Source organism: Pseudomaricurvus albidus, assembly GCF_018863235.1.
GTDB classification, from domain to species: Bacteria; Pseudomonadota; Gammaproteobacteria; order Pseudomonadales; family Cellvibrionaceae; genus Pseudomaricurvus; species Pseudomaricurvus albidus.
This window is the reverse complement of sequence record NZ_JAHKRS010000001.1, coordinates 285,958-309,257: the sequence shown is the minus strand read 5'-3', so window position 1 is coordinate 309,257 and position 23,300 is coordinate 285,958. Positions and strand designations below refer to the sequence as shown.

Sequence of the window (23,300 nt, the reverse complement as noted above, 5' to 3'; positions counted from 1 at the left end):
AGGCACTGCTATGTCACAGATTGCGATGAATTACCGTTCCAGTCATATTGGGCAGAATTTGTCGAACAGCGACAAAGCGGATGTGATTCTGCGCAATGGCCGTTGTTATACCGTCAATCCGAAACAGCCCTGGGTGGAAGCGCTGGCGATAAAAGACGGCCGCATTCTGGCGTTGGGTTCTAATGCGGATATGGACGTTTATGTGGACAGTCAGACTCGGCAAGTGGATCTGAAAAGCCGTTTTGCAATGCCGGGTTTGTACGACATGCACACCCATCCGGATCTGGCATTGGCACCGTCTTACGCAGGTTATCTGGACGTTGGCATCGAAGATCCGACGCCGCAACAGATTGCTGACGCGGTGCTGGACTACGCCGAAACTCACCCTGATAAAGAGTGGATTTTTGGACAGTACTTTGTTCACTTCCACTTTAAACGTGCAGGTATTGAACCGGACCGACACTGGCTCGACCGTCTTGTGCCTGATCGCCCGGTGGCGATCCATGATCGCTCATGGGGCTGCATTCTGGTGAACAGCAAGGCTCTGGAACTCGCCGGTATTTCTGCAGACACACCGGATCCGGGTAATGGTTATATCGAAAGGGACAGCCTCACCGGAGAACCGACCGGCATTCTGGTGGATGGTGCTTATGCACTGATACACGCGGCCATGCCGCCAGTCCCTGCTCATGCGTTACAGCGTGCCTACCGAGAGGCTATTCACTATCAAACCAGTTGCGGAGTGGTGGGCAGTAAATATGTCCATGTCTGTGAGCATCGTCTGAATGCGTTGAAGACCATCGATGATGCCGGTGACATGACAATGCGTGTCGAAGCTGCGATCAGCTGGCAGGATGATATTTTTCCGGTGAAACGCCGTTGGCAGTTACTGGCTGGTGAGCGTCATTATTATCGCAGTGCAAGGCTGAACGCCAATGCCGTGAAGTTCCACTTCGATGGTACCCACGGTTCGCGCTCCTCCTACCTGTCGACGCCCTGGCCGGGTGAATCTCAATGGCGTGGCGCTCTCAACATGACCCCGGAGCACATCACCGACATGGTGGTGGATCTGGATCGGCGCGGTATTCGGGTGATTGCCCACTGTGTCGGTGACGGGGCTTCCGATATTTTCCTGGATGCCGTAGCCGAAGCACGTCGTCGCAATGGTTATCGCGATGGCATCAGTGTGAAACACCAGTGCGCTCACTCCACCGTGTTGCTGGATGAAAACCTGCCGCGTTTTGCCGAACTCAATGTCATCGCCGAATTCTCTCCGGTAGGGTGGTTGCCAGAACCCTATGCCCGTGCGCGAGAAGTCATGGGGCGCGAGCGATTTGATCGCATGTACAACTTTAAAGGTGTTCTGGATCACGGTGGCATTGCCGTTATGGGAACGGACTGGCCAGTATCAAACATCAATCCGTGGGTGGGTTTTGAGGCCATGATTACCCGTCAAAATCCGTGGTTTGAAAACGAAGACACTTTTCACGGTGAGCCGCTGTCGGTTGAGGAAGCCATTCGGGTGATGACGCTCAATGGTGCCGTCAGCATGGGGCTGGAGGAACAGGCGGGCAGTCTGGAAGTGGGTAAGTCCGCAGACGTGATTGTGCTGGATCGCAATGTGTTTGAGGTCGAGGCCCGTGGCAATATTCACAACACTCAGGTGGATCTGACCTTTTTGGAGGGACGCCTGATGTGGGATCGCGAAGCGGAGTTGGCTGATATATTGAGCCCGCACTGGTCAGATTGCCCACCGGATTTTTATTCGAAGCAAAATGCCGGTGATGCATTGAGATGAACGGCTCACTGCAGCACGATCTGAGAGATGCACGGGTTCCGGTAGTGGTGGTTGCGGGATTTCTCGGCTCGGGAAAAACCACGTTGCTCAATCGTTTGCTGAATAATCCGCAGGGTCAACGAATGGCGGTGATGGTTAACGATTTCGGCAGTATTAATATCGATAGCCAGTTGGTCAGCAGTGCGGAACAGAATCGTATCGATCTCAGTAACGGTTGTATCTGCTGCACCATTGAAAGTGATTTGATTCAGCAATTACAGCGCTTGTTGACGGACACCCCGGCAGCGCCCGATGTGATCCTGATTGAAACCAGTGGCGTCTCCGAACCGGGTAAGGTGATCAGTACGTTAAAGTACCCCCAGTTTCGTGATCAGCTGCGAGTGGAAACCGTGGTGTCCCTGATGGATGCGGCAAACTTTTCCGAACTGACCTCTGAAATGAAGCATCTGGCCATGAATCAGGTGTCTGTGGCCGATGTGATTGTGCTGAATAAGGTGGATTTGGTGAGCAACGCCCAAATTGCCCGGTTGCACCGCGATTGGTTGTTTCCGGGTGCGCGAGTGTATGAAACCGCCTTTGCCAATGTACCCCGCTCCCTCTTGATGGAGCCCTGTGCGGATGGCTTTTCTTCAGCCGTGTCTTTGGGTGAAGATCCGGAGGTAGCGGCCACCGAAAAGACCTGTCAGCAACACCGGGATCACAGCGATCAGTTTTTCACCTTCAGTTGGCAAACTGACGGTGAGCTGTCCTTGCCCGATGTTCGCCAGTGGTTCAAAGCACTGCCCACTTGTGTGTATCGCGCCAAGGGGATTTTAAAACTTCATGGCATGCCTAAATCCTGGTGCCAAATTCAGTTGGTGGGCAGTCGACTCGAGGTGAGTCCCGTTCCGGATCACATTGAAAACAGCGAGCATGAGCGCTCGACGCAACTGGTGTTGATCAGCTGGACACCGCTGGATGCACAGGCACTGACCGATCAACTTAACGCTTGTCTGATCAACGACAGTAGCGACATAACGAGGAAGAATTCATGATGACTTACACGCAACTGTATCTTGAGGGCCAGTGGTTGAATGCGAGCTCGAACCAGACACTGACCGTGATCAATCCTGCAACAGAAGCCCTGGCTGCTGAAGTGCCTCTGGCGAATGCTGAAGATGTAGATCGTGCGGTAAATGCTGCACGTAAGGCGTTTGCCCAGTGGTCGCAAACTTCGGCCGCGGAGCGCAAGCGACTGCTGTTGGCGATTGCCGATGGCATGGAAGCGAGAAAGCAGGATTTAACCGCAGCGATCTCTGTCACCATGGGCTGTCCGGAACACATTGCCGGTTGGTTGCAGGTGGATGGCCCCATTGAAGCCATGCGCTTGTTTGCAGAACACACATCCTTGACTGAGGAAATCGAAACCGTTGAAGGTGCTCTGGTGGTTCGCGAATCCGCAGGTGTCTGTGCGTTTATCAATCCCTGGAACTACCCGCTGCATCAGTTTGTCGGCAAGGTGGGCGCCGCTTTGGCGGCCGGTTGTACCATGGTGGTCAAGCCTGCGGAGCAAACACCGCTGCAGGATTTTATCATGGCAGAAATTCTTCACGACGCCGGAATTCCCGCCGGTGTGTTTAATCTGGTACCGGGAACCGGAATTGATGTGGGTGAAGCGCTGTGTACCCATCCCGAGGTGGATGTTGTGTCGTTTACCGGTTCGACCCGAGCCGGCATTGAAGTGGCCAAAGCTGCTGCATCTACGGTGAAACGCGTGACTCAGGAGCTGGGTGGCAAGTCGCCACTGATTATCACCGACGATGCCGATCTGCAGGCTGCAGTCCAATACGGTGTGGAAGATGTCATGCTCAACAGCGGGCAGACCTGTGTCGCACTGACGCGCATGCTGGTGCCGGCGTCACGGTACGATGAAGCGGTTGCCATCGCCAAGGAGATTGCCGGGGGCATGACGGTAGGGATGCACGAGGAGGCATTTCTGGGGCCCATCTCCTCTCAGGCTCAGCAACAAAAAGTGCTGGATTATATTCAGATCGGTATCGCTGAAGGTGCCACCCTAGTGTGTGGCGGAAAGACCTCAGACGCTCATTCTACGGGTTACTACGTTGAGCCGACCATCTTTGCCAACGTCAACAATCAAATGCGGATTGCCCGCGAGGAAATCTTCGGGCCGGTGCTGTGCATGATTCCCTATCAGGACATTGACGAGGCGGTAGAGATCGCCAATGATACGCCTTATGGTTTGGCGTCAGCGGTGTATGCCGGCAGTGAAGAGGGGGCGGTCAAGATTGCCCGCCGTATCCGCGCCGGACAGTGCCTGATGAATGGCGCGGTCTTCAATTACCATGCTCCCTTTGGCGGCTACAAGCAGTCCGGTAACGGGCGGGAATTTTCGGCCGCCGGTGTGCATGAGTTTCTGGAAATCAAAGCCATGCTGAAACCGGAGTGTCCTCAGCTTTAAACGTCGATGTAAAACGTTAACGCTTTGCGTCCCTGATGATTGCCGCCAGGGGCGCGTCAATGGGCATGGGTTTAAAGGGGCTGACATTTGCCCCTCCGGTATTGCCCGTCGGGATCAGTCCTAAAGCTGTTTTGCTGGCGGCTCCCGCTATTCTGATCAGCTGCCCCCAGACTTCGCCCGCCTTCTTTTCTTTCCATCCCCACAGCAACATCCGGTAATGGGTTTTTACGTGCCAGTAGGTGGATGCCTGTCCAAGAACATGAGCGTTCTCCAGGTGTTTAAAAGCCTCGTGAGAGGCGCCATTGTCCATTTTGATCTGGGCCTGTTGCAGCTCGGTCTCAACAAAAGGGGCTATACGCTTGCTGAAATGAAGAAAGTGATGGTCCATCTTTTCATGCCTCTGAAACAGTATGAGATAGTCGATGAGTGTGTTCACAGGGTCTTTATAGACCTTCCTGCTGGGGGAATGTCCAGAGTGAATTTCAGGTCTTCGGGTTGGTTGCCCGCATGCTGGAAACACGCGCCATGTCTTCTCCTCTGGAGTGCGCGCGCCGGCGTACCAATTGGCAGATTCTGGGCTACTCTTTATCGTAGGTGACAAGAAGTTCTTACGCTGAGGAGGAACAGTGAAACGCAGAGATCTGGTCAAATTGGGACTGCTGACAGGGATTTCTGTCGCGGGGTGCACCAGTAACCCTGGTCCGATCAGTACTTTTCAGACGCTGGAACCCGCCGCAGAACCTGAAGCTGTCGATCCTCCGCAAGAGGCGGAAGCGAGACCGGTACAGCTACCCGATACCTCGGAAATGATCAATTATCCTCCCGCGCTGAAGCGAGGCGATACCATTTGTTGTGTCTCTCCGGCCACCGCTATTTTTGAACGCAGTCTGGTGGATATGGCGAGAGAATCCCTCGAAGCCGGTGGACTAAAGGTCAAGCTGGGCAAGCACATTCTGGATCAAAACGGTTACCTGGCCGGAACCGATCAGAATCGCGCGAAAGACATCAATGAAGCCTTTGCCGACCCCGAAGTGAAAGCCATTTTTGCCTTGCGCGGCGGTTGGGGCAGTAACCGCACGCTGCCGTATCTGGACTTCGATCTGATCAAAGAGAATCCCAAAATCTTCATGGGCTTTAGTGACATCACGACGTTGCTGAATGCTTTTTATCACAAAGCCGGCCTGGTGACCTTCCATGGCCCTGTGGGGTTTACCCACTGGAATCCCTACCGTTTTGACTACATCAACCGCCTGATTTTTCAGGGTCAAAATGTGAAGTTCGTGAATGAAGACCGCAGTGGACCGCTGGTTGTGACCGGAGATAACCAAATCCGCACCATCAATGCGGGGGTCGCTGAGGGGCGGCTGGTGGGTGGCAATATGAGCGTTTGGTTGTCGCTGTCCGGTACCGATTATTTGCCGGATGTGGACGGCAAAATCCTGTTCTTTGAAGACGTCAACGAGTCGGTTTACCGCATAGATCGTTACCTGTCGACGTTAAAGCTCAACGGTACACTCGACAGAATCTCCGGTCTGATTTTCGGGTATTTCAGGAAGCCCAAAGGCAGCAAAGATCGCGAGATCATGGTGGGCTCCTTCACCCTCGCCAATATTGTCGAACAGTACGTGAAGCCGCTGGGTATCCCTTGCTATATGGGCGCCCAGATTGGCCATATCCGTCACAACCAGACCTGGCCCGTGGGCGGTTTGGTCAGGATGGATGCCAATGAAGGTACGCTGAAGTTACTGGAACCGGCGGTGATGGTGTAATCGGGCCTTACCGGAACTCTTTAATCGCACTCACCACCACGCCTTCAATCCGCAAATCGGCACTGTCGGACAGTGACAGTGCGGGCGACTCCTCATCGGCAGCCAGCAGTTGGCTGTTGCGTAAATCCAGTTCGCGGCACAGCAGGTCTCCATCGAGAGCCACGGCCACCAGATCACCCTGGCCGGGATGCAGACTGCGGTCAACGATCAGCAGGTCCCCGTCGAAGATTCCCTTATCGCGCATGGCATCGCCTTTTGCGCGGGCATAGAAGGTACTGGCAGGGCGGCGGATCAGGTGTTCATTAAGATCCAGGCCGGGCTCGTCGTCTTCAACCGGGCTTTCAAATCCGGCGCTGCTGCTGTGCAGGTACAGAGGCAGTGTGATTTGTGAGTGAATAACAGCGGGGGCAAGTTCAGCAAGATTCATGGCCAGCCTCAAATAGCGGATACTGTGTAATTACTGTATATAAAAACAGTATATAGCCGGTGTGGCGCTCTTGCCAAGTGTCTTCTGGTGCTCGCCTTGCGGTGCGCAGGACTATTGGGTGAAACGCCGGATCATCTCGGCGTGTTGGGGAAAGCGTTGCAGCAGTTGTGTCTCGGTACCAAGCGTCATGTCGTCAAACTCAAACCCGGGACACACCGCTTCGCTGATCAGTCCGTAATCGGCCTCGGCCTTGTCTTCACTCGAGGTCAGGCACGAAGCTTTCCAGGTGCCGCCGGGGACCAGCAGTTGCAGTTGATGGCCAAGGCTCGGGTCGGGGCCCATCACCTGTGTGCTCAGGTTGCCGGAGGCATCGAGCAGGTAGTAGGTGATGGGGCGCCCGAGGTGGAAGAAGTGCAAAATATCAGAGCGGTTCAGGTGCCAGTGACCGATGGGCGAATCATCGGTCAGCAGATAGTAAATTGAGGTCAGACGCAGGCGGGAGCCGTATTCGGTGTCCAGAGACGGACGGTTGTCGGATTGGTAGGTGCGTCGGAAATACCCGCCCTCCACATGGGGTTCCAGTTGCAGCTGATCAATCAGCGCTTGTCGTTGTGGGGAGGCGGATTCCATAAATAGAGTTAAAACCAGTCGTTGAGAATAAAGCCAATGCCAATGCGCTGATTGCGGTGGTCGTAGTCGATCAGGGTTTCACCGTAGCCGTCCACATATTCAATGTAGCCATTCAAGCGACCCGGCAGGGGAAAACTCAGGCTGAGCGTGGTGGAGGTGTGGTTATCGGAACTGCGGAAATTATTGCGCACCAGTGCCGAGAGCACATATTCATCGTCCCACTTGTAGGTGGCGATAAAATCAGCGTAGCCCAGATAGGATTCAATGTCGGGATTGTCGTCGTCTTTTTCGTCTTCTTTGATCCGGTACCAGGGTTTAACGGCGAAGCCCCACTGATCTTTGGCGAAAACAAAGTTGGCAAAGATGCGGTTCCAGCTGCGTGACAGGGGTTCACCGCGACCGTTGGACTGGTGCACAAAACCGATGGAGGCCTCTTCCATGGCGATACCGAATGCGTTCAGCCCAGTGGGAAACGACCAGTAGATTTCCGGTTCGTAATTGGTTTCCCGGAAAGGCGCCGACGCTTCACCGTTATAGGCCTGCCAGAGTGACACCTGTGTATAACCCATCCACAGGGTGCTCTGGTCGACCAGAAAATCTCTGGCGATGGGCACCTTGAGGCTGATCTGGAATTTGATTTCCTCATTGTCCACTGACTCCTCTGCCAATACCGTGTTACCGCGGTAAGGTTCGCCGTTGGGGTCATCAAGGTAAGTGTAAGGCAGAATATAAGTCTGGCGATGAGGCAGAATGACAAAGCGATTATCGGCCAGCTGATCTTCGCTTTTTAGCCGGACCTCAATATCCGAAACTTCCTGAACAGCGGACCCCGTTTCTGCTGTGCCATAGGCCGTAGATTGTGTTGCGGCTGACTCTTTTATCACCGCTTCAGGCTCGCCAAAAAGCTGGTCGTAACATGCCAGACGGGCTGTGTCCTTCTTGATCATTCGGCATTCCTGTTGAGTTTCTGCGAGCGCGCCAAACGCGGTGGTGGTCATCACAAGAAAAATACCCGTGCGCATCGGAAGTCCTTAACGGTAAGAGGGGCAAGTAGTCGAGACGCAGTCATCTTTTGTGAGACTGCGTGCAGCGTGCAGTATAAGCAACCGCTTACGGACTTGCAGTGACTTTCTCTCGTTGTGTGCGTCTTCACAGCTTATGCCCGTGATAAGGTTCTCTGTGAGCTTGTGCTGGGCTTCTGGATGGCGCAGACTCTAGCCTTTGTTAAATTGGTTTTCAGGAGTAGAGACGCAATGACAATTCAAGTCGGTGACAAAATCCCATCCGTAACCTTGCAGGTTATGGGCGAAAAAGGTCCGGAAAAAGTAACCACTGACGAGCTGTTCAGCGGTAAAAAAGTGGTCATGATGGCCGTGCCGGGTGCGTTTACCCCGGGTTGTTCGATGACTCACCTGCCAGGTTACGTGGTTAAAGTGGATGAAATTAAAGCCAAAGGTGTCGACGAAGTGATTTGTACTTCGGTCAACGATGCCTTTGTGATGGCCGCCTGGGGCAAGGATCAAAACGCCGAGCACATCACCATGCTGGCTGATGGCAATGGCGATCTGGCAACCGCACTGGGACTGACCATGGATGCCAGTGATTTTGGCTTGGGTGCAGTGCGCAGCCAGCGCTATGCCATGATCGTCAATGACGGTGTCGTTGAACTGCTGAATGTGGATGCCGGCAGCATCGATAAGAGCAGTGCAGAAACCATCCTTGCCGCGCTTTGACATAATCCGTCCTTAAAAAAGTAACGACCATGAAATATCTGGCTTACGCCATGGGGGTGTTGGCGCTTGGCGCAGTGTTGGTGATCGGCTGGGCCTGGCAAACGGTTGTCTGGTATCCACCGGTGGTGGATGTCACGCCGTCCTGTGATCATCCGGTCGCGCCCTGGCCTGATGTCAGTGCCGCCAGGGTGTCACCCTTGCGTGAGTCAGATGCCCTGCCCATTGACGGAGAGCTACGGTCTGGTGATGCCCTTGATGGCAAGACATCGGATCCCCGTGCTCTGAAAGTGATGAGTTTCAATGTGCAGTATATGGCGGGTAAGAACTATGTGTTCTTCTACGATGTCGAGGGTGGTCCCGACAGCAAGCCCGGCAAAGCGGATACGGAGATTACCCTGGATCGTGTGGCTGAGCTCATCGCTGATGAAAATCCGGATGTGGTGATGTTGCAGGAAATCAACGATGAACACGACAGCAGAACGTATTTTGTTGACCAGGTCGCCGCGCTTCAGCAACGCTTGGGAGCGCAGGCCTATCCCTGTCAGGTGAGTGCCCATTACTGGCAGGCGGGACTGGTGTTGCACCCCAATGTGCTGGGGGCTGTGAGCATGAAGCTGGTGACGCTGTCCCGCTATCCCATGACCCAGGCGCGACGCCACCAGCTGCCATTGATGGATCACGACCCGTTGACCACCCGGTTTTACTTTCAGCGTGCGGTGTTAGAGTCCTGGATGGCGACCGAGTCAGGCGAGCCAATCGCTTTTTTGAATACGCATTTTGATGCCTGGGGTGAAGGCTCCGGTCTGATGCAGCAACAGGTTGAAACTACCTTGTCGGTGATTGATGCTCTTGAGCGTCAGCAGATTCCCTGGGTGTTGGGGGGAGATTTAAACCTGCTGCCGGATGATGGCAATCGTCAATGGGAGCTGCTAACAAAAGCGCATGGTCAGGGATTTGATGAGCAGACTGCCCTGGCCGCGGTATCGGATCGCTTTCGCCAGATTCCTTCGATTGAGGTACTGACGAGCCCGAATCCCGAAAAGGGATACACCCACTTCCCCAACGATCCCTCGGTAACCGGTCCGGATCGAACACTGGATTATCTGTTTTACAGCGATCAGTGGCGGCTGCGTCATGCCTATGTCCGTCAGCAGGATACACTGGATGTGTCCGATCATTTTCCGGTGATTGGTGTCTTTGAATTATCTGATCGGGCGCCTGAATAGGCCGGCCGGATATATTGCGGTAAACTCTGCCAACGCTAAAGGAATGCCTGCAATCATAAAAAGTATTGTACTCGAGAGATGCGCTTCAGTAAGTACAGCCGGCAGGTAGAAGATAAAAAGAGGACAAAAGGATTAGGCAATGAATACCCGCTTATGGTGTCGCTGGGCATCCACAGGACTGGTCTCGGTCATACTCAGCTTGTGTGCAGCAACACCCGCATTGGCCGCCAAGCTCTATAAAGTGGTGGATGCTGATGGCAACATCACGTTCAGTCAGTTCCCCCCGGCTGAAAAAACCGAAAACCATGAAGTTAAGAGCGTCAAGGTGGAAGCCGGCGGTGACGTGAAAACTCCCGTCACAACCATTGGCAATACCCAGTATTGCGGCGACATCAGTCTGCCGGTGGCGCGCGTGGGCAGCAACGGGCAAGCCCGTTTTCTGCAGGAGGTGGCCCGTCAGCAAAAATATTGGCAAAAGAATCTTGAGCGTCTTGAAACTCAGGTCGAGCACGACAACCTGCGTCAGTTCGAACAGAATCGCAACCGCTATTACAGCAGCAATTCCAGTTATCGAAATCAGCGCAATCTGGAATTCCAAAAGCGCAAGGATGCCAACCTGAAATCGCTCAGGGAGTTGCGTTGCGCGATGGACTGGGCGGCGGAACAACAAAGCAACATGAAAACGCTGGCGGCCAATAATGCGGCGGAAGTAAAACGCTTACAGCAGGTGCACAGTAATCTACAGCGAGCCCTGCAGAACAGTTGTGGGGCTGAGCCAATCTATGATCCCAGCGATCCGGCTCTCAAGCATCAGCGAAAAGAATGGCGCACATGTGCCGGGGAGTACTTGTCCGACATGCGCAGTGTTGAGCGCGAACTCAGCCATGCTTCCCGCAATATTCAGTCCACTCGGTAGCTGAGAGGACGTTATTGACGGCAGCGCAGTGGCAGATATTTGAACGCAATGTCCGTTCGGTTATCGCCGGCAGCACTCATCCCGGAGGGCGCCGGATCATAGCCACAAATCCAGGATGCGGGCACCTGAGGCGAGTTTTTCACGTAAACCGGCTGCAGGGTCAGTGTTTTTCCCTGCAGCATCTCCGGGCTTTTCTGCCCCAGAGTTAATTGAATTGCACCCTTCTCAATTTTCAAGGCACTCAGGTAATTGCCTTTGTACTTGTCTGGTTCAGGCAAACCAAGCGCTGCGTTATTTTCCGGAAAACTGCCATTGAGGGCGTAATACTCGGTGATCTTTGTTGTGACCGGCTCCGCCAGATCGAGGGTCTCGACCACCTGTACCTGAATGTGTCGATAGCCTTTGGAGGGTATCGCGATCACCGCCAGAATGGCGATAATCGCCACCACCACCAGCATTTCAATCAGGGTAAAGCCGCCAGTGCGACGATGGAGAGTGTCAGTGTTCGGGTGGTTTGGGTTCATGTCGTTGCCAGGAAAGTCGCCAGGGTGGACAGTCATTGTCTCGTTATTCTTTATGCCGTTCTCATGAACCCCGAGTATAACCAATTTATCCGGCGGCTCAGTGAAACAGTGACAGCGTTAGCCGATTAAACCATAAAAATCTCGCCCCAACCGGCTCTGGTTGGCAACAATTATTTCCTGATCTGTGGCGACCGCGCACAGGGGAATGTCCCAGTGGGCCAACTGTAATTGCTCGACCTGCTGACACTGATGCGCAAGCCCTACAAGATAGGGTTTGTGCGATGAAGTATTACGCTTGAAGGCAAAACTGCGATCGTAAAAGCCACCGCCCATTCCCATGCGGCCTCCCTGGCGATCAAACCCCACCAGTGGCAAAAACACCACATCCAGTTGTCGGGCGACAAAGCGTTGTCGAAACAGGGCGCGGGGTTCGGGAATGCCAAAACGATTTTTGATCAGCGGGGTCGTGGGGGTGTGGCGAACAAACCAGAGGCGGTTTTCCTTTCCCGGTGCCAGTACCGGCAGATAGCACTGTTTGCCTCGTCGCCAGGCTTCCTGAATCAAAGGGCGAGGATCGATTTCGCCATCGCTGGGCAAATAAAAGGCAATGCGCTGGCTGCGTAAGAAGAGTGGTTGTCGCTTGAGTTGTTGCAGCAAGCGGTTGGCAGCTTTTGACTGCTGTAGGGGAGAGAGCGAACGGCGACGGGCGCGGAGCGTTTTGCGAAGTGTGTTGCGACCGGATTGACGGTTTTCCATAGTGCTCAGCGTGCAGCCAGAAATAAAGCCCCGAATGTGCGGCTGTCGACTTGGCCTTGAACCGTAAGGTTCAAGGTGGAGGTCCCTGCAATGCCTCAGGCTTTCCGTCAAGCGGACATGCACACTGGCATTGGCGAGTTACCCCCGGGGTATAGATTATCGGCTCGAGGACTCGTCAACTGGCCAACACTTCAGGGTGGAGCCATTATAGCGCAGAAGCGATACAGTCTAAATATTGAAGTTTGCCGGATTTAGGCGTATGGGACAGTGATCAACCGGGTTACAGCTTGCTCAGAGCCTGGTCGACTTTGGATGAGAGACGTTCAAGAATGTCATTGTTAATCGCCGGGCCACCGGTATGGCCGCTGGTCTCCAGCAGTTCGTGGCTGAGGTTGAGGGCGGCCATGACAGCGATACGCTCGAGCCCGATCACCGAGCCGCTGGAGCGGATTTCACGCATGCGTTCATCCAGATTGTGAGCAGCTTGCAGCAGGGCTTCTTTTTCCCCGGCTGGGCAGGCTACTTGATACTCTTTATCGAGAATCTTGACGAAAACAGTTTCGCTGCTCATAGCTTTGATCCTTGGCGGCCGTCTTTGAAAACGGTCTGCAGTAAACAGTCTTGACGATAGTTGATGTTAAAAAGTCGGCGCCCTCAGGCTTGTTCCTCGAGACTTTTCAGGCGTGAAATCATGGCTTCTACCCGGCTTCGCGCCAGTTCATTTTTCTCTACCAGCCTGGCGCGCTCTACCTGCCATTCGGATTCCCGCACCTTGAAGCTGTTGACCTCCTGCCGAAGCTGATCATTTTCTTCGTTCAGGCGCCCACACAACTGAATCAATTGGTCGAGTTTGTCTTCAAGTGCAAGAAGCAGTTGGTCTGTCATGCTGGTGTGAGCCTGTGGTCAGTGGTAGAGCGACTGTTTCGAATGACTTCTTCATGTATTGGCGCCAGCGTGACCGGAATAAACAGCGGGAAAAATAGCCCCGATACCGTGCCAGCCTACTCGCTGCGCCTTTCAATAACGCAAACTACTATATTGTGCCACCCGTGAGGGGTCAATAAGGCAGAGTCAGGTTTCTAGAAATGCACTGCGAAATGTGTTCTATCGCACTGTTATATATAGAGAAATTAATGCGCCAAACGGCTTTTGGAGCGGCTCAATCTAACCCCTGAAAGACCGGAAACCAGGGGTGTGGTGAGTGTCGATTGCAGAGCATCTTGTTTTCGGACTGTTGCCGCTTTCGTGATAGGATTCTCTCCAGTGAACCTATGGATACATTATGAGTAATACCGAAGCGTTAATTTCCTTTGAAGAACTGAACCACCTGCTGGTGCCACTGGGTGCGTTAAACAGCCCATCCGAGCTGCACGGCATGTTGTGTGGCAAATTGAGTGGTGGCCTGCGCCTGAGCACCGAAGAGTGGGCTGAAGAGGCCCTGACTTTCCTCGATGTGATTACCAATGAGGAGGAGGGGGTCGTTGGCGATGTCGAGGGGCGGGGGCAGGCGGCCATTGCCCGTCTTTACCACACGACTCTGGGGCAAATGGAAGACAGTAATTACGGTTTTGAAGTGATGCTGCCGGATGACACTGCCGAACTGGAGCGTCGCACCGCGGCACTGGGTGAGTGGTGTCACGGGTTTCTGTCGGGGTTTGGCAGTGCCGGTCTGGCGGCCGACACGACCTTCTCTCCGGATGCGGCAGAGGCCCTGCGGGATCTGGCGGCCATTGTCAGCATTGGCGAAGGCGCCGATGAAGAAGATGCCGAGGCGGACTTTGCAGAAATCGTCGAGTATGTGCGTATGGCGGTGCTGACCCTGTTTGCCGACTTTGGTCAGAAAAAGGACGAGCAGCCGGTCTTGCACTGACGAGCCGCGAAACATTCATAACCCGGGTCGCATTGTGGGGGCATCGTGCTTCGCCGATGACGTCCGGTTTCCGGTGAATGCATGTCGATCTGATTTCCTTTGTTGATACTGGCAGCAGCTTCCGGCGGCGAAGCCGCTGCGGCAGAAGCGTTTCTACAGGCATGGTTTGATATGGAGTTGTATGAGCATTAGCAGACAAGAATTTGCTCGTCGTCGCAAGCAGCTGATGGCGATGATGGAGCCCAACAGTATTGCCATTTTGCCGGCGGCCCCGGAAAAGGTCCGCTCCAGGGATACGGAATACAACTTCCGTCAGGACAGCGACTTTTATTACCTGACCGGCTTTGTCGAGCCCGAGTCCGTACTGGTACTGATACCGGGGCGTGACCATGGTGAATTTGTTCTCTTTTGCCGCGAACGGGATCGTGAAAAGGAAACCTGGAACGGTTACCGCGCCGGGCCGGAAGGTGCCTGCGAGCGATTTGGTGCCGACGATGCCTTTCCGATCGATGATATTGACGACATCTTGCCGGGGTTGATTGAGGGCCGCGAGCGGGTTTACTACGCTATGGGCAAGGATGCGGACTTTGATCATCAGGTGATGGTGTGGGTCAACGCCATTCGCGCTCAGGTTCGCACCGGAGCAATCCCGCCGGGCGAGTTTCTGGATCTGGATCACTTCCTGCACGACATGCGTCTCTACAAGAGCGCCGCGGAAGTGCGGGTGATGAAGCGCGCCGGTGAGATTTCCGGCAATGCCCACGCGCGGGCAATGAGATCCTGCAAGCCCGGGATGTACGAATATCAGCTGGAGGCCGAGATTCAGCACGAATTCGCCATGAACGGCGCGCGCTTTCCCGCCTATAACACCATTGTGGGTGGCGGCGATAACGGCTGCATTCTTCACTACGTGGACAATTGCGACCAGCTGAAGGATGGCGATCTGGTGCTGATTGATGCCGGTTGCGAGTACGAGTACTACGCCGCAGACATCACCCGTACCTTCCCGGTGAACGGCAAGTTCAGCAAGGAACAGAAGGCGCTGTATGAGCTGACCCTGAAAGCCCAGGAAGCCACCATTGCCGAGATCAAGCCGGGCAATCACTGGAATGCCCCCCACGAAGCTTCCGTGCGGGTCATTACCGAGGGGTTGGTTGAGTTGGGGTTGCTGCTGGGCGATGTGGACAAGCTCATTGAAGATGAAGCCTATAAAGAATTCTACATGCACCGCGTGGCCCACTGGTTGGGTATCGATGTCCACGATGTGGGGGATTATCGCGTGGGGGGCGAATGGCGAGTGCTTGAACCCGGCATGTGCATGACTGTTGAGCCCGGTATTTATGTGGCCCCCGATAATGCCGGCGTCGACGCCAAATGGCGGGGGATCGGCATTCGCATTGAGGATGATGTATTGATTACCAAAGACGGCTGCGAAATTTTGACGGGCAACGCGCCGAAAACCGTAGACGAGATTGAGGCCTTGATGGCAGCCAGCCGATGAGTCAACAACACGAGCAAGCGGTGCCGGATAGTCCGGAGACAGATATCGCTATTATTGGCGGCGGTATGGTGGGTGCAGCACTGGCGGCGCTCTTTGCCTGCGCCAATCCCCGCTGGTCGATCACTCTGATTGAGGCTTTCCCTCTTCCCGCGGACGATGCGCCGGTCTACCAGCCCAGTTATGACGACCGCTCCACGGCGATTGCTCATGGCAGTGTCGCCCTGTTGTCACAGGTCGGAGTCTGGGAGCAGTTGTCGCAACACGCCACGCCCATTGAGCAGGTGCATGTCTCTGACAAGGGGCACATCGGTGGCGCGGTCATTGACCGGCACAAGGTGGGCGTGGACGCTCTGGGCTATGTGGTGCCCAATGCCTGGATCGGTCGGGTACTGATCAGTCATTTGCGCGCTCAGGGTAATGTCACGCTGGTGTCCCCTGCGCAGGTGAAGCAGCTGACACCGGTCGCCGGCGGGGCTCTGTTGCAGGTCGAGGCTGAGGGCCGTGTGTCTGATGTCCCCGCCCAGCTGGCGGTGATTGCCGATGGCGCCCAGTCCCGTTTGCGAGCCAGCCTCGGTATTGATGTGGATGAACAGGATTACCGCCAGACCGCCATCATTGCCAATATTGGTCTGGAGCAACCCCATCAGGGGATTGCCTACGAGCGCTTTACCGATGAGGGCCCCATGGCGATGCTGCCTTTGGGGGGCTCGGTACAGGGGCGCAGCTGTGCTCTGGTGTGGACGCAACCCAGTGATCAGGCCGAGGCGGTACTGGCCCTGTCGGATGAAGAATTTCTCAGCCGCTTGCAGCAGCGTTTTGGTTTTCGCCTGGGGCCGTTGATCAGTGTCGGCAAGCGCGACAGTTATCCGCTGACGCTTTCAATCGCAAAAGAGCAGATTCGCTCGTCGGTGGTGGTGATGGGTAATGCGGCGCACTTCCTGCACCCGGTAGCGGGACAGGGGTTCAATCTGGCGGTTCGCGATTGCGCGGCACTGGCGGCGACATTGGCGCAGGCCGGGGATCGGCCACTGGGCAGCTTGTCGCTGCTGCAGGCCTATTGGTCTCAACAAGCGCTGGATCAGCAGGCGACCATTCATTTCAGCGATCAACTGACGAAACTGTTTACCAGCAGTAAATTACCACAGGCTGCGCTGCGCGGTCTGGGATTTGTGGGATTGGAGTGTCTGCCGCCCGCCAAGCAATGGCTGACCCTGCAGACAATGGGCAAGGCCAACCGACAGGTGGTGCTGTAATCAAAACGGCACGAACGTGACGAGCACGCGTATGACTGATGAAACAATGCAGGGGAAAAACCCGGACGTTCCCGGTGTGGGGCTGGCACAGCACTACGATGTGGTGATTGTGGGTGCGGGTCTGGTGGGCAGTGCCATGGCCTGCGCACTGGCTGCGGACAAGAAAGGCGAGTCGCTGCGTATTGCTGTGGTGGAGGCGGGCGGTGAGCCCCGGACGTATCAGGGGGTTGAATTTGACCCCAGGGTGGTGGCGCTGACTCACGCGTCTCAGGAGTTACTGGACAGTGTCGGTGCCTGGCCATTGATCCAGCAACACCGCGCCTGCCCTTACACCGATATGGAAGTGTGGGATGCGGAAGGTACCGGCAATATCCACTTTGATTGTCGTGAAGTGCAGCAGCCCTGTCTGGGGCATATTGTCGAGAACAGCGTGATTACGAAGGCCCTGTTGCAGCGTCTGGAGGCCTATCCACAGATCACGCTTCTGCGCCCGGCCCGGGTCAAGCACATACTGAGACCTGAAGCTGCGGGTCAGATTCAGATTTTACTGGAAGACAGCGACCAGTTACCCACCAACAAGCTAACCGCCTCCCTGCTGTTGGCCGCTGATGGCGCCAATTCCAAAGTGCGGGAGCTGGCCAACATGGCAACCCGCGAGTGGAGTTATGGCCACGATGCCATCGTCACTACGGTGCGTACCGAAGAGCCCCACCAGTTTACCGCCTGGCAGCGTTTTTTGCCGTCCGGCCCGCTGGCTTTCCTGCCGTTGCAAACGGAAACAGCAACTTGTCTGGATACCCACTACAGCTCCATTGTCTGGTCGGTAAAAAGTGAGCTGGGATCCGATTTAATGGCTTTAAGCGATGACGACTTTATGCGCGAACTGGGCCGTGCGTTCGAGCATCGCCTGGGCAGGGTGACTGAGGTCGCCAAGCGTTTTACCTTTCCCCTGCGTCAGCGTCACGCGGTGGATTACATCCAGGACAACATCGCCTTGCTGGGCGATGCGGCACACACTGTCCATCCGCTGGCGGGACAGGGCGTCAATCTGGGGTTTCTGGATGTCTGTGCGATGCGCGATGAAATTCTGCGGGCGTGTCAGCGGGAATTGCCGTTGCACGACACTTCCATCCTCAAGCGTTATCAACGTGCGCGCAAGTCACACAACCTTGGCATGATGGGGGTGATGGAAGGGTTTAAGCGACTCTTTGGTGCCGATCATTTGCAGGTGCGCTGGCTTCGCAATGAAGGCATGCGTCAGCTTAATAGTCTGCCCATGCTGAAAAATGCGGTTGTGAAACAGGCTATGGGGCTGTAAAGCCCCACGTCAGTGATCAGCGTTGTTTGGCCTTGACCCCGTGATCACGATGTAACAGGTGATGGGTGAAGGAATGCTTCACCCGACGACACTTGGCGTACAGCTCGCCATCGCCGGTATTGATGGTATAGCCCAGTCGACGAAACGCTTTGCGTCGATCGCGACCGGCCCAATAGCGCGCCAACGTCATGCGGGTTAGCAACCGGTAGCAGGAATAGAGGTGAAAACGCATCTGTTGCTGTTCGTCTTCGGTAGGGTTTTTGTTCTCCAGCAATCCCTGATGCTGCATCTTCTTGAATTCAAACTTGACCAGTCTGCCTTCGTTTTTCAAACCCACCAGATTGATGACCTGTACGGTGCCTTTGAACTCTTTCCTGAGCAATCCGTGTAAATACACAATTTCATCGGCGAGATCTTTGTTTTTCGGGGCTTGTGCCATCAGGGTGCGAATGATGGAGTCTTCCTGATGACTGGGCAGTGCCGGGAAAAACAAATGCCGCTGGAAGAAGTAGCGAACGTAACCGCTCAATTGCGAAAGGTAGGGAGTAAAGTGTGCTGCCAGCAAAATGACCAGAGCCACCCAGGGGGCGAGTGTCGGGCTCAAAAACATACCTAAAAAGCGGGTCACCGTGAACAGAAGGCAAAAGGCAAAGGCGGTATACAGCAGGGTAATAATCACCATCCGTATCGGGGTGGCAGTGTGGTGGATGCTCAGCGGCCAGTGCTCTTCTTCGGTTTCGTTCTTAAGGAGAACAGGTAGCGATTGCCAGTGGTACAGAGCCCACAAGGTAAAAGCGAGGAATAAAATCGTGGGTAGCAGCATTGCCATAAGTCCTCTTTAATTTCTGCTCTTCAGTTTATGCCGTATACCCTGTTCGAACCGGGAGGCGCGGTTAAAGCGAGTATCGGAATTATGCAGTTCAATGTACGACGGACAGCTGGACGGCTGGGTCAGAGTATGTCAAAAAGTCAGTGATCATTGGTGCCACTTCCGCCATTTTTGTCATCAGTAACAAGTGGCCGCAATCAATTTCAATCAGCTGGCTGTTTGGAATTCTGCTGTGCAGAATCCGGGCGTTAACTACCGGAACCAAAGGGTCATCGGTACCGGCCAAAATCAGCGTTTGCTGGGGTAATTTGTGAAGCCAGTGAATGCTGGTCCAGTAGGCACCGGCATAGAGTTGATACAAGTAGCCCTGGCTGGACTTGGGAGGGCGAACGCGATCAGTGTACTCGTTCATCAGTTCCGGGTCTTTGCGCAGTTCTCCGCCGTAAATATGCTGGGCAATATCCTTGAGATAGTTTTTGTCAAAATAGCGTTTCGGGTTTGTCAGTTTCATGAAAACTGAGGGTTTACCCGGAACCATAATTGCCCCTGCGCTGGTGGCTGCAAGAATCAAATTCTGGCAGCGCTTGGGAAAGCGGTGAGCAAATTCCTGAGCCATGGCTCCACCCCAGGAAACACCGAGTGCGTCCGCCTGACCATAACCAAAGTGATCCAGAATCTGAGCGGACATTTTGGCCAGCCCTTTAAAGCGCATCGGCAGAGCTGGTACTTCAGACAAGCCGATACCGGGCATATCAAAAGTAATGCATTCAATGCCTTTCAATGCTTGCATAAGCGGAATCAAAATTTCCAGGTTTGCTCCGATGCCGTTAAACAATAACAGCGGGCGTTCGCTGGAATCTGGCTTCCTGGCTACATGGATTTGAAGTCCCATGACTTCAACAAAGCATTCTTCTATTTCCAAACCCAAGATTCCTTGTCGCCTTTTGCCCTAGGGGATCAGTATGTCAGTGGCTAATCATTTATCAAGAGGTTGTTACAATTATTTTAGCCCGCAAAAATAATGGCGCATTAATTACTCTTTTGTGCGCCATGTTGCAGCATCGTGACACCTTTGTTGCACACCTGTAATGCAGTTTTTTGAGCCTTAAAATTTTAATCATTTTTTCACCGTATGTTCATTGACAGTGCTCCGGTATGAACATACTTTTGACGTGTACCTAATGAATTTGGACGCATTGTCGACCGCTGTTGTTCTGGAGTTGTTGGGCATGGACTGCCGCTTCCACTTTCTCTAAAGATCGTTCTGGTTACTGCTCATTGTGGGCTTCTGCAAATTTATGAGGTTAATTATGACTGCACAAAAAAACATGGATTCCGAGTTGACTGAAAAAATTCCGATGGGACTTTTGACTACAGGCAAGGCTAACGCTGGGAAAGTTATTTCCCGTGTTGGTAATTTTTACAAGTATGCGTGGTATACCGCGCTGGGTTCGGCGCTGACTCTGGAAGAGAATGTCTCCGAATTCGGCAAAAAAATGGCTGCCAAAGGTGAGAAGGTTGAGCTGAAAGCGAAAACCAAAATCACCAAGAAGTTCGATGTTCGCAAAACCAAGATTACTTCTGCAGGTGAGGACATCAAGTCCAAGGCTCAGGAGAAAATAGAAGACGTTGAGCAAATCATCGATAAAGGCGTTAATAAATCCCTGCACTTTATTGGTGTTCCCAGCCGTAAGGATATGGATCAAATGACCATGCTGATGAAGGATATGGCGGATTCGATTACCGAACTGTCCAGTCAGCTGCAGGAGAAGAAAACCACCACTCGGGCAAAAAAGACGACAACGAAGTCAGACAGCCAAACCTCAGCGGCTTAGAGTTGTGATGCCGGCTATGAGGAAGAGGGTGCGAGGCGCCCCCGCAAAGGACAGTGTGGGGGTTGCCTTCAGATTCTGAGGTTAAGAAGTTTCAGCAAGGGGTGAAGACTGATTATGAACCATGCGAGCGCAGTTCCGGATATTGGAGACAAAAGGTCATCAGTAAAACCGGAGGTTTTCTCAGACGTAGAAATTATTGAAAAGGCTACAGAAAAGCGTATCGGCAAGCACAATGGTCGAGCCAGTCACGGACACACTCCCGCTTCAGCAAGGAAGGGCAGCAGCAAGAAGCAACAAAAGACCCCAACAAATGGCGCCATCCAAGACGATGCTTCTGCAATAGCCAAGTCGGTGTCCGATCAGGCTGATTCAAACGTTGCTGCAGAGGTAGTTGAAGCCGCTTGCGAAATTGTCGAGGCGGTTGAGACTCTCGATGTCGAGGAAGTGCTTGAATCTCAATCTGAAAGTGGTTTGGAATCCAGCCTCGAAAGGTTGCGTCGCAGTTCTCAGGCATTGAACCAATTTGCTGATGGCTTGCGCAAACAATACGACCTGGGCGAGACTGAACAGCCTGGTATTGATACCAGTGCTGCCATTCAGGCGGAATCGGTTCAGGCTGAATTTGAAGAAGTGACGTCTGAGTCTGTTGAGACAACGGAACAGTCTGGAGTACAGCTCCACGAAAACGTTCCTGAGAAGTATCTGCGTTACAGTCGAATTGGCAATGTGCAGGCTGACGGTCCTTTCAGAGGAAGAGGGCTGCTGGAATCCACGTCACGATTTTTCCTCCAGGCAATCAAACAGCCTGACGTATTTGCTCATCACTATACGAATTTTGCCAAAGAGTTACTGAACATCGTTCAGTCCCGTTCTTCGCTGGAGCCGGAGCGGACTGACAAACGTTTTCGCGATGCAGTCTGGCGGGACAATTTCCTTTATCGCTCTATTATGCAAACCTACCTGGCTTGGGATAAAGAAGTCTCGGGTTGGGTGGATGATCTTGATATGGACGATGCGGATCGCCGACGCAGCCGGTTTCTGTATGAGCAGCTCAGTGCCATGTTGGCGCCAACCAACTCTCCATTGAACCCGGTGGCAGTGAAGCGTGCCTATCAAACCGGTGGCAAGAGTGTCGTCTCAGGATTAAAACACCTGATCGATGACATCCAGAACAACCACGGTATGCCCAGTCAGGTGTTGGCAGGTTCTTACACCGTTGGTGAAGACCTGGGAATCTCTCCCGGCGCAGTCATCTATCGCAGTGAAGTACTGGAGTTGATTCAGTACCAAATGGAAGAGGGCCAGGTGGTCAGTGAGCGTCCGGTGTTGATCGTGCCGCCGCAATTGAACAAGTTCTATGTGTTCGATCTGACGCCCAAAAACAGTATTGTGAAATACCTGCAATCTCAAGGCGTGCAGCCGTTCATTATCAGCTGGCGCAACCCGTCCAAGCATCACGCTGAGTGGAATCTGGATCGCTATGTGTCTGAACTGGAGTCTGCGATTGAGGTGATGCGCGAAGTCACTGGCAGTGATCAGATCAATCTTGCCAGTGCCTGTGCCGGTGGTTTGACCTCCATGGCTCTACTGGGTTATCTGCAGGCCGCCAACAAACCTCTTGTGCATTCACACTCTATGTTTGTGACCGCATTGCAAGCGGATGAAAGCTTCCAGCTGGGGTTGTTTGCTTCAAGGCAGTCGGTCGAAATGAGCCGCAAGGTTTCGCAAATGACCGGTTTCATGGATGGCAAGTCTCTGTCACACATCTTTGCCTGGTTACGTCCTACTGATTTGGTCTGGAATTTCTGGATCAACAACTATCTGTTGGGTAAAGAGCCGCCGGCGATGGATGTTCTGTACTGGGATAACGATTCAACCCGTCTGCCAGCCGGTTTGCACAGCGATTTCCTGGATCTTTTCCTTAAGGATGCCTTTGCCAAACCGAATACTCTGGTCGTTAAAGGGTATCCGATTGATGTGAAGAAACTGACCATGGACTTTTACTGCGTCGGTGGCGATGAAGATTACTTGATGCCCTGGAAGAAGTGTTTCGAAGCGCCGGATCTGGTGGACGGCAAGTGCACCTTTGTACTCAGTAACAGCGGTCATATTCAAAGTGTTCTGCGTCCGCCCGGTATCGCCAATACCTTCTACTACACCAACGATGAAAAGTCTGCGGATGCGGATCAGTGGTTGGAAACAGCCACCAAAAACAGTGGAAGCTGGTGGGAACATTGGACAAACTGGATTCAGCAGCGCTCAGGTTCACAGCGCTTCGCTCCAGAACGTTTGGGCAGTGAGCAGAATCCTCCACTATCACCTGCGCCTGGATTGTATGTCAACGAGAAGGTCAATTGAGATACACCGAGACCGGGCGGTAATGCCTGGCTCTGACTCTTGAAAGTTTGTCTTGATGGTTGAATCACTGGTAATGAAGGCCCGCATTTGCGGGCCTTC

23 protein-coding genes and 1 other RNA gene are annotated in these 23,300 nt (G+C 53.8%); 13 read left to right on the top strand and 11 right to left on the bottom strand.

The genetic code is table 11. The features are described 5' to 3' along the window. The first annotated feature begins 10 nt into the window (after positions 1-10). Genes KOI40_RS01400 through KOI40_RS01390 form a run of 3 tightly spaced genes read left to right on the top strand, consistent with a single transcriptional unit; the run spans position 11 to position 4,256 of the window. On the top strand, positions 11-1,798 hold the full coding sequence (locus KOI40_RS01400; protein ID WP_216095648.1) for an amidohydrolase: 1,788 nt from the start codon (positions 11-13) through the stop codon (positions 1,796-1,798). Further along, positions 1,795-2,832 carry a CobW family GTP-binding protein gene (locus KOI40_RS01395; RefSeq protein ID WP_216095647.1) on the top strand — a complete coding sequence of 346 codons (1,038 nt, stop codon included), beginning with the start codon at positions 1,795-1,797 and terminating at the stop codon, positions 2,830-2,832. Before KOI40_RS01400 ends, KOI40_RS01395 begins: the two co-directional genes overlap by 4 nt. Beyond that, positions 2,829-4,256 carry an aldehyde dehydrogenase family protein gene (locus KOI40_RS01390; RefSeq protein WP_216095646.1) on the top strand — a complete coding sequence of 476 codons (1,428 nt, stop codon included), beginning with the start codon at positions 2,829-2,831 and terminating at the stop codon, positions 4,254-4,256. Before KOI40_RS01395 ends, KOI40_RS01390 begins: the two co-directional genes overlap by 4 nt. A 16-nt stretch (positions 4,257-4,272) precedes the next feature. Here KOI40_RS01390 and KOI40_RS01385 read toward each other — a convergent pair whose 3' ends face one another. Next, complete coding sequence (locus KOI40_RS01385; protein WP_216095645.1) at positions 4,273-4,644, bottom strand: DUF3703 domain-containing protein; 372 nt, start codon at positions 4,642-4,644, stop codon at positions 4,273-4,275. A 238-nt stretch (positions 4,645-4,882) separates the two neighbouring features. Between KOI40_RS01385 and KOI40_RS01380 the strand changes: the two genes are divergently transcribed. Continuing rightward, positions 4,883-6,025: an LD-carboxypeptidase gene (locus KOI40_RS01380; protein WP_216095644.1), complete on the top strand. Its 1,143-nt coding sequence runs from the start codon at positions 4,883-4,885 to the stop codon at positions 6,023-6,025. Between the two features lie 7 nt (positions 6,026-6,032). Here the strand turns inward: KOI40_RS01380 and KOI40_RS01375 are convergent, their stop codons facing one another. The 3 genes from KOI40_RS01375 to KOI40_RS01365 form a co-directional block, all read right to left on the bottom strand. After that, entirely contained in the window at positions 6,033-6,452 is a 420-nt protein-coding gene (locus KOI40_RS01375; protein WP_216095643.1) for a LexA family protein, read from the bottom strand. Positions 6,453-6,563: 111 nt separating this feature from the next. Then, positions 6,564-7,082, bottom strand: coding sequence for a cupin domain-containing protein (locus KOI40_RS01370; RefSeq protein WP_216095642.1), 519 nt, complete (start codon positions 7,080-7,082; stop codon positions 6,564-6,566). 8 nt (positions 7,083-7,090) lie between these two features. Next, on the bottom strand, positions 7,091-8,104 hold the full coding sequence (locus tag KOI40_RS01365) for a phospholipase A (protein WP_216095641.1): 1,014 nt from the start codon (positions 8,102-8,104) through the stop codon (positions 7,091-7,093). Between the two features lie 231 nt (positions 8,105-8,335). Between KOI40_RS01365 and KOI40_RS01360 the strand changes: the two genes are divergently transcribed. From KOI40_RS01360 to KOI40_RS01350, 3 genes are all read left to right on the top strand, one after another. Then, entirely contained in the window at positions 8,336-8,815 is a 480-nt protein-coding gene (locus tag KOI40_RS01360; RefSeq protein WP_216095640.1) for a peroxiredoxin, read from the top strand. Positions 8,816-8,844: 29 nt separating this feature from the next. After that, on the top strand, positions 8,845-10,041 hold the full coding sequence (locus KOI40_RS01355; protein WP_216095639.1) for an endonuclease/exonuclease/phosphatase family protein: 1,197 nt from the start codon (positions 8,845-8,847) through the stop codon (positions 10,039-10,041). A 139-nt stretch (positions 10,042-10,180) separates the two neighbouring features. Next, positions 10,181-10,957 (top strand): DUF4124 domain-containing protein, encoded by a 777-nt coding sequence (locus KOI40_RS01350; RefSeq protein ID WP_216095638.1) that lies wholly within the window; start codon positions 10,181-10,183, stop codon positions 10,955-10,957. Between the two features lie 11 nt (positions 10,958-10,968). Here the strand turns inward: KOI40_RS01350 and KOI40_RS01345 are convergent, their stop codons facing one another. The 5 genes from KOI40_RS01345 to KOI40_RS01325 form a co-directional block, all read right to left on the bottom strand. Further along, the gene (locus tag KOI40_RS01345; protein WP_216095637.1) at positions 10,969-11,517 is read right to left on the bottom strand and encodes a pilin; all 549 of its coding nucleotides are present in this window, start codon (positions 11,515-11,517) and stop codon (positions 10,969-10,971) included. A gap of 81 nt (positions 11,518-11,598) precedes the next feature. Further along, positions 11,599-12,237, bottom strand: coding sequence for a 5-formyltetrahydrofolate cyclo-ligase (locus KOI40_RS01340; protein ID WP_216095636.1), 639 nt, complete (start codon positions 12,235-12,237; stop codon positions 11,599-11,601). 23 nt (positions 12,238-12,260) lie between these two features. Then, a non-coding RNA gene (gene ssrS / locus KOI40_RS01335) (6S RNA) lies at positions 12,261-12,438 on the bottom strand. 79 nt (positions 12,439-12,517) lie between these two features. Beyond that, positions 12,518-12,808, bottom strand: a complete 291-nt coding sequence (locus KOI40_RS01330) for a cell division protein ZapA (protein ID WP_216095635.1) — start codon at positions 12,806-12,808, stop codon at positions 12,518-12,520. Between the two features lie 83 nt (positions 12,809-12,891). Further along, positions 12,892-13,122: a TIGR02449 family protein gene (locus KOI40_RS01325; protein ID WP_216095634.1), complete on the bottom strand. Its 231-nt coding sequence runs from the start codon at positions 13,120-13,122 to the stop codon at positions 12,892-12,894. Between the two features lie 397 nt (positions 13,123-13,519). On the opposite strand from KOI40_RS01325, the gene KOI40_RS01320 reads away from it, so the two are divergent. The 4 genes from KOI40_RS01320 to KOI40_RS01305 all read left to right on the top strand — a co-directional run bounded on the left by KOI40_RS01320 (position 13,520) and on the right by KOI40_RS01305 (position 18,179). Then, on the top strand, positions 13,520-14,107 hold the full coding sequence (locus KOI40_RS01320; RefSeq protein WP_216095633.1) for a UPF0149 family protein: 588 nt from the start codon (positions 13,520-13,522) through the stop codon (positions 14,105-14,107). Between the two features lie 181 nt (positions 14,108-14,288). Beyond that, complete coding sequence (gene pepP, locus KOI40_RS01315) at positions 14,289-15,608, top strand: Xaa-Pro aminopeptidase (protein WP_216095631.1); 1,320 nt, start codon at positions 14,289-14,291, stop codon at positions 15,606-15,608. Continuing rightward, positions 15,605-16,861, top strand: a complete 1,257-nt coding sequence (ubiH, locus tag KOI40_RS01310; protein WP_216095629.1) for a 2-octaprenyl-6-methoxyphenyl hydroxylase — start codon at positions 15,605-15,607, stop codon at positions 16,859-16,861. The genes pepP and ubiH overlap by 4 nt, the downstream gene beginning before the upstream one ends. A 31-nt stretch (positions 16,862-16,892) precedes the next feature. After that, positions 16,893-18,179: a UbiH/UbiF/VisC/COQ6 family ubiquinone biosynthesis hydroxylase gene (locus tag KOI40_RS01305; RefSeq protein WP_233709866.1), complete on the top strand. Its 1,287-nt coding sequence runs from the start codon at positions 16,893-16,895 to the stop codon at positions 18,177-18,179. Positions 18,180-18,195: 16 nt separating this feature from the next. Here the strand turns inward: KOI40_RS01305 and KOI40_RS01300 are convergent, their stop codons facing one another. Together KOI40_RS01300 and phaZ are read right to left on the bottom strand one after the other, a co-directional pair. Further along, positions 18,196-19,008 (bottom strand): DUF1129 domain-containing protein, encoded by an 813-nt coding sequence (locus KOI40_RS01300; RefSeq protein WP_216095628.1) that lies wholly within the window; start codon positions 19,006-19,008, stop codon positions 18,196-18,198. 91 nt (positions 19,009-19,099) lie between these two features. Beyond that, entirely contained in the window at positions 19,100-19,930 is an 831-nt protein-coding gene (gene phaZ / locus KOI40_RS01295) for a poly(3-hydroxyalkanoate) depolymerase (protein ID WP_216095626.1), read from the bottom strand. A gap of 388 nt (positions 19,931-20,318) precedes the next feature. Between phaZ and KOI40_RS01290 the strand changes: the two genes are divergently transcribed. Together KOI40_RS01290 and KOI40_RS01285 are read left to right on the top strand one after the other, a co-directional pair. Further along, the gene (locus KOI40_RS01290; protein WP_216095624.1) at positions 20,319-20,843 is read left to right on the top strand and encodes a phasin family protein; all 525 of its coding nucleotides are present in this window, start codon (positions 20,319-20,321) and stop codon (positions 20,841-20,843) included. 114 nt (positions 20,844-20,957) lie between these two features. Beyond that, on the top strand, positions 20,958-23,201 hold the full coding sequence (locus KOI40_RS01285) for a PHA/PHB synthase family protein (protein WP_216095622.1): 2,244 nt from the start codon (positions 20,958-20,960) through the stop codon (positions 23,199-23,201). The last annotated feature ends 99 nt before the right edge of the window (positions 23,202-23,300 follow it).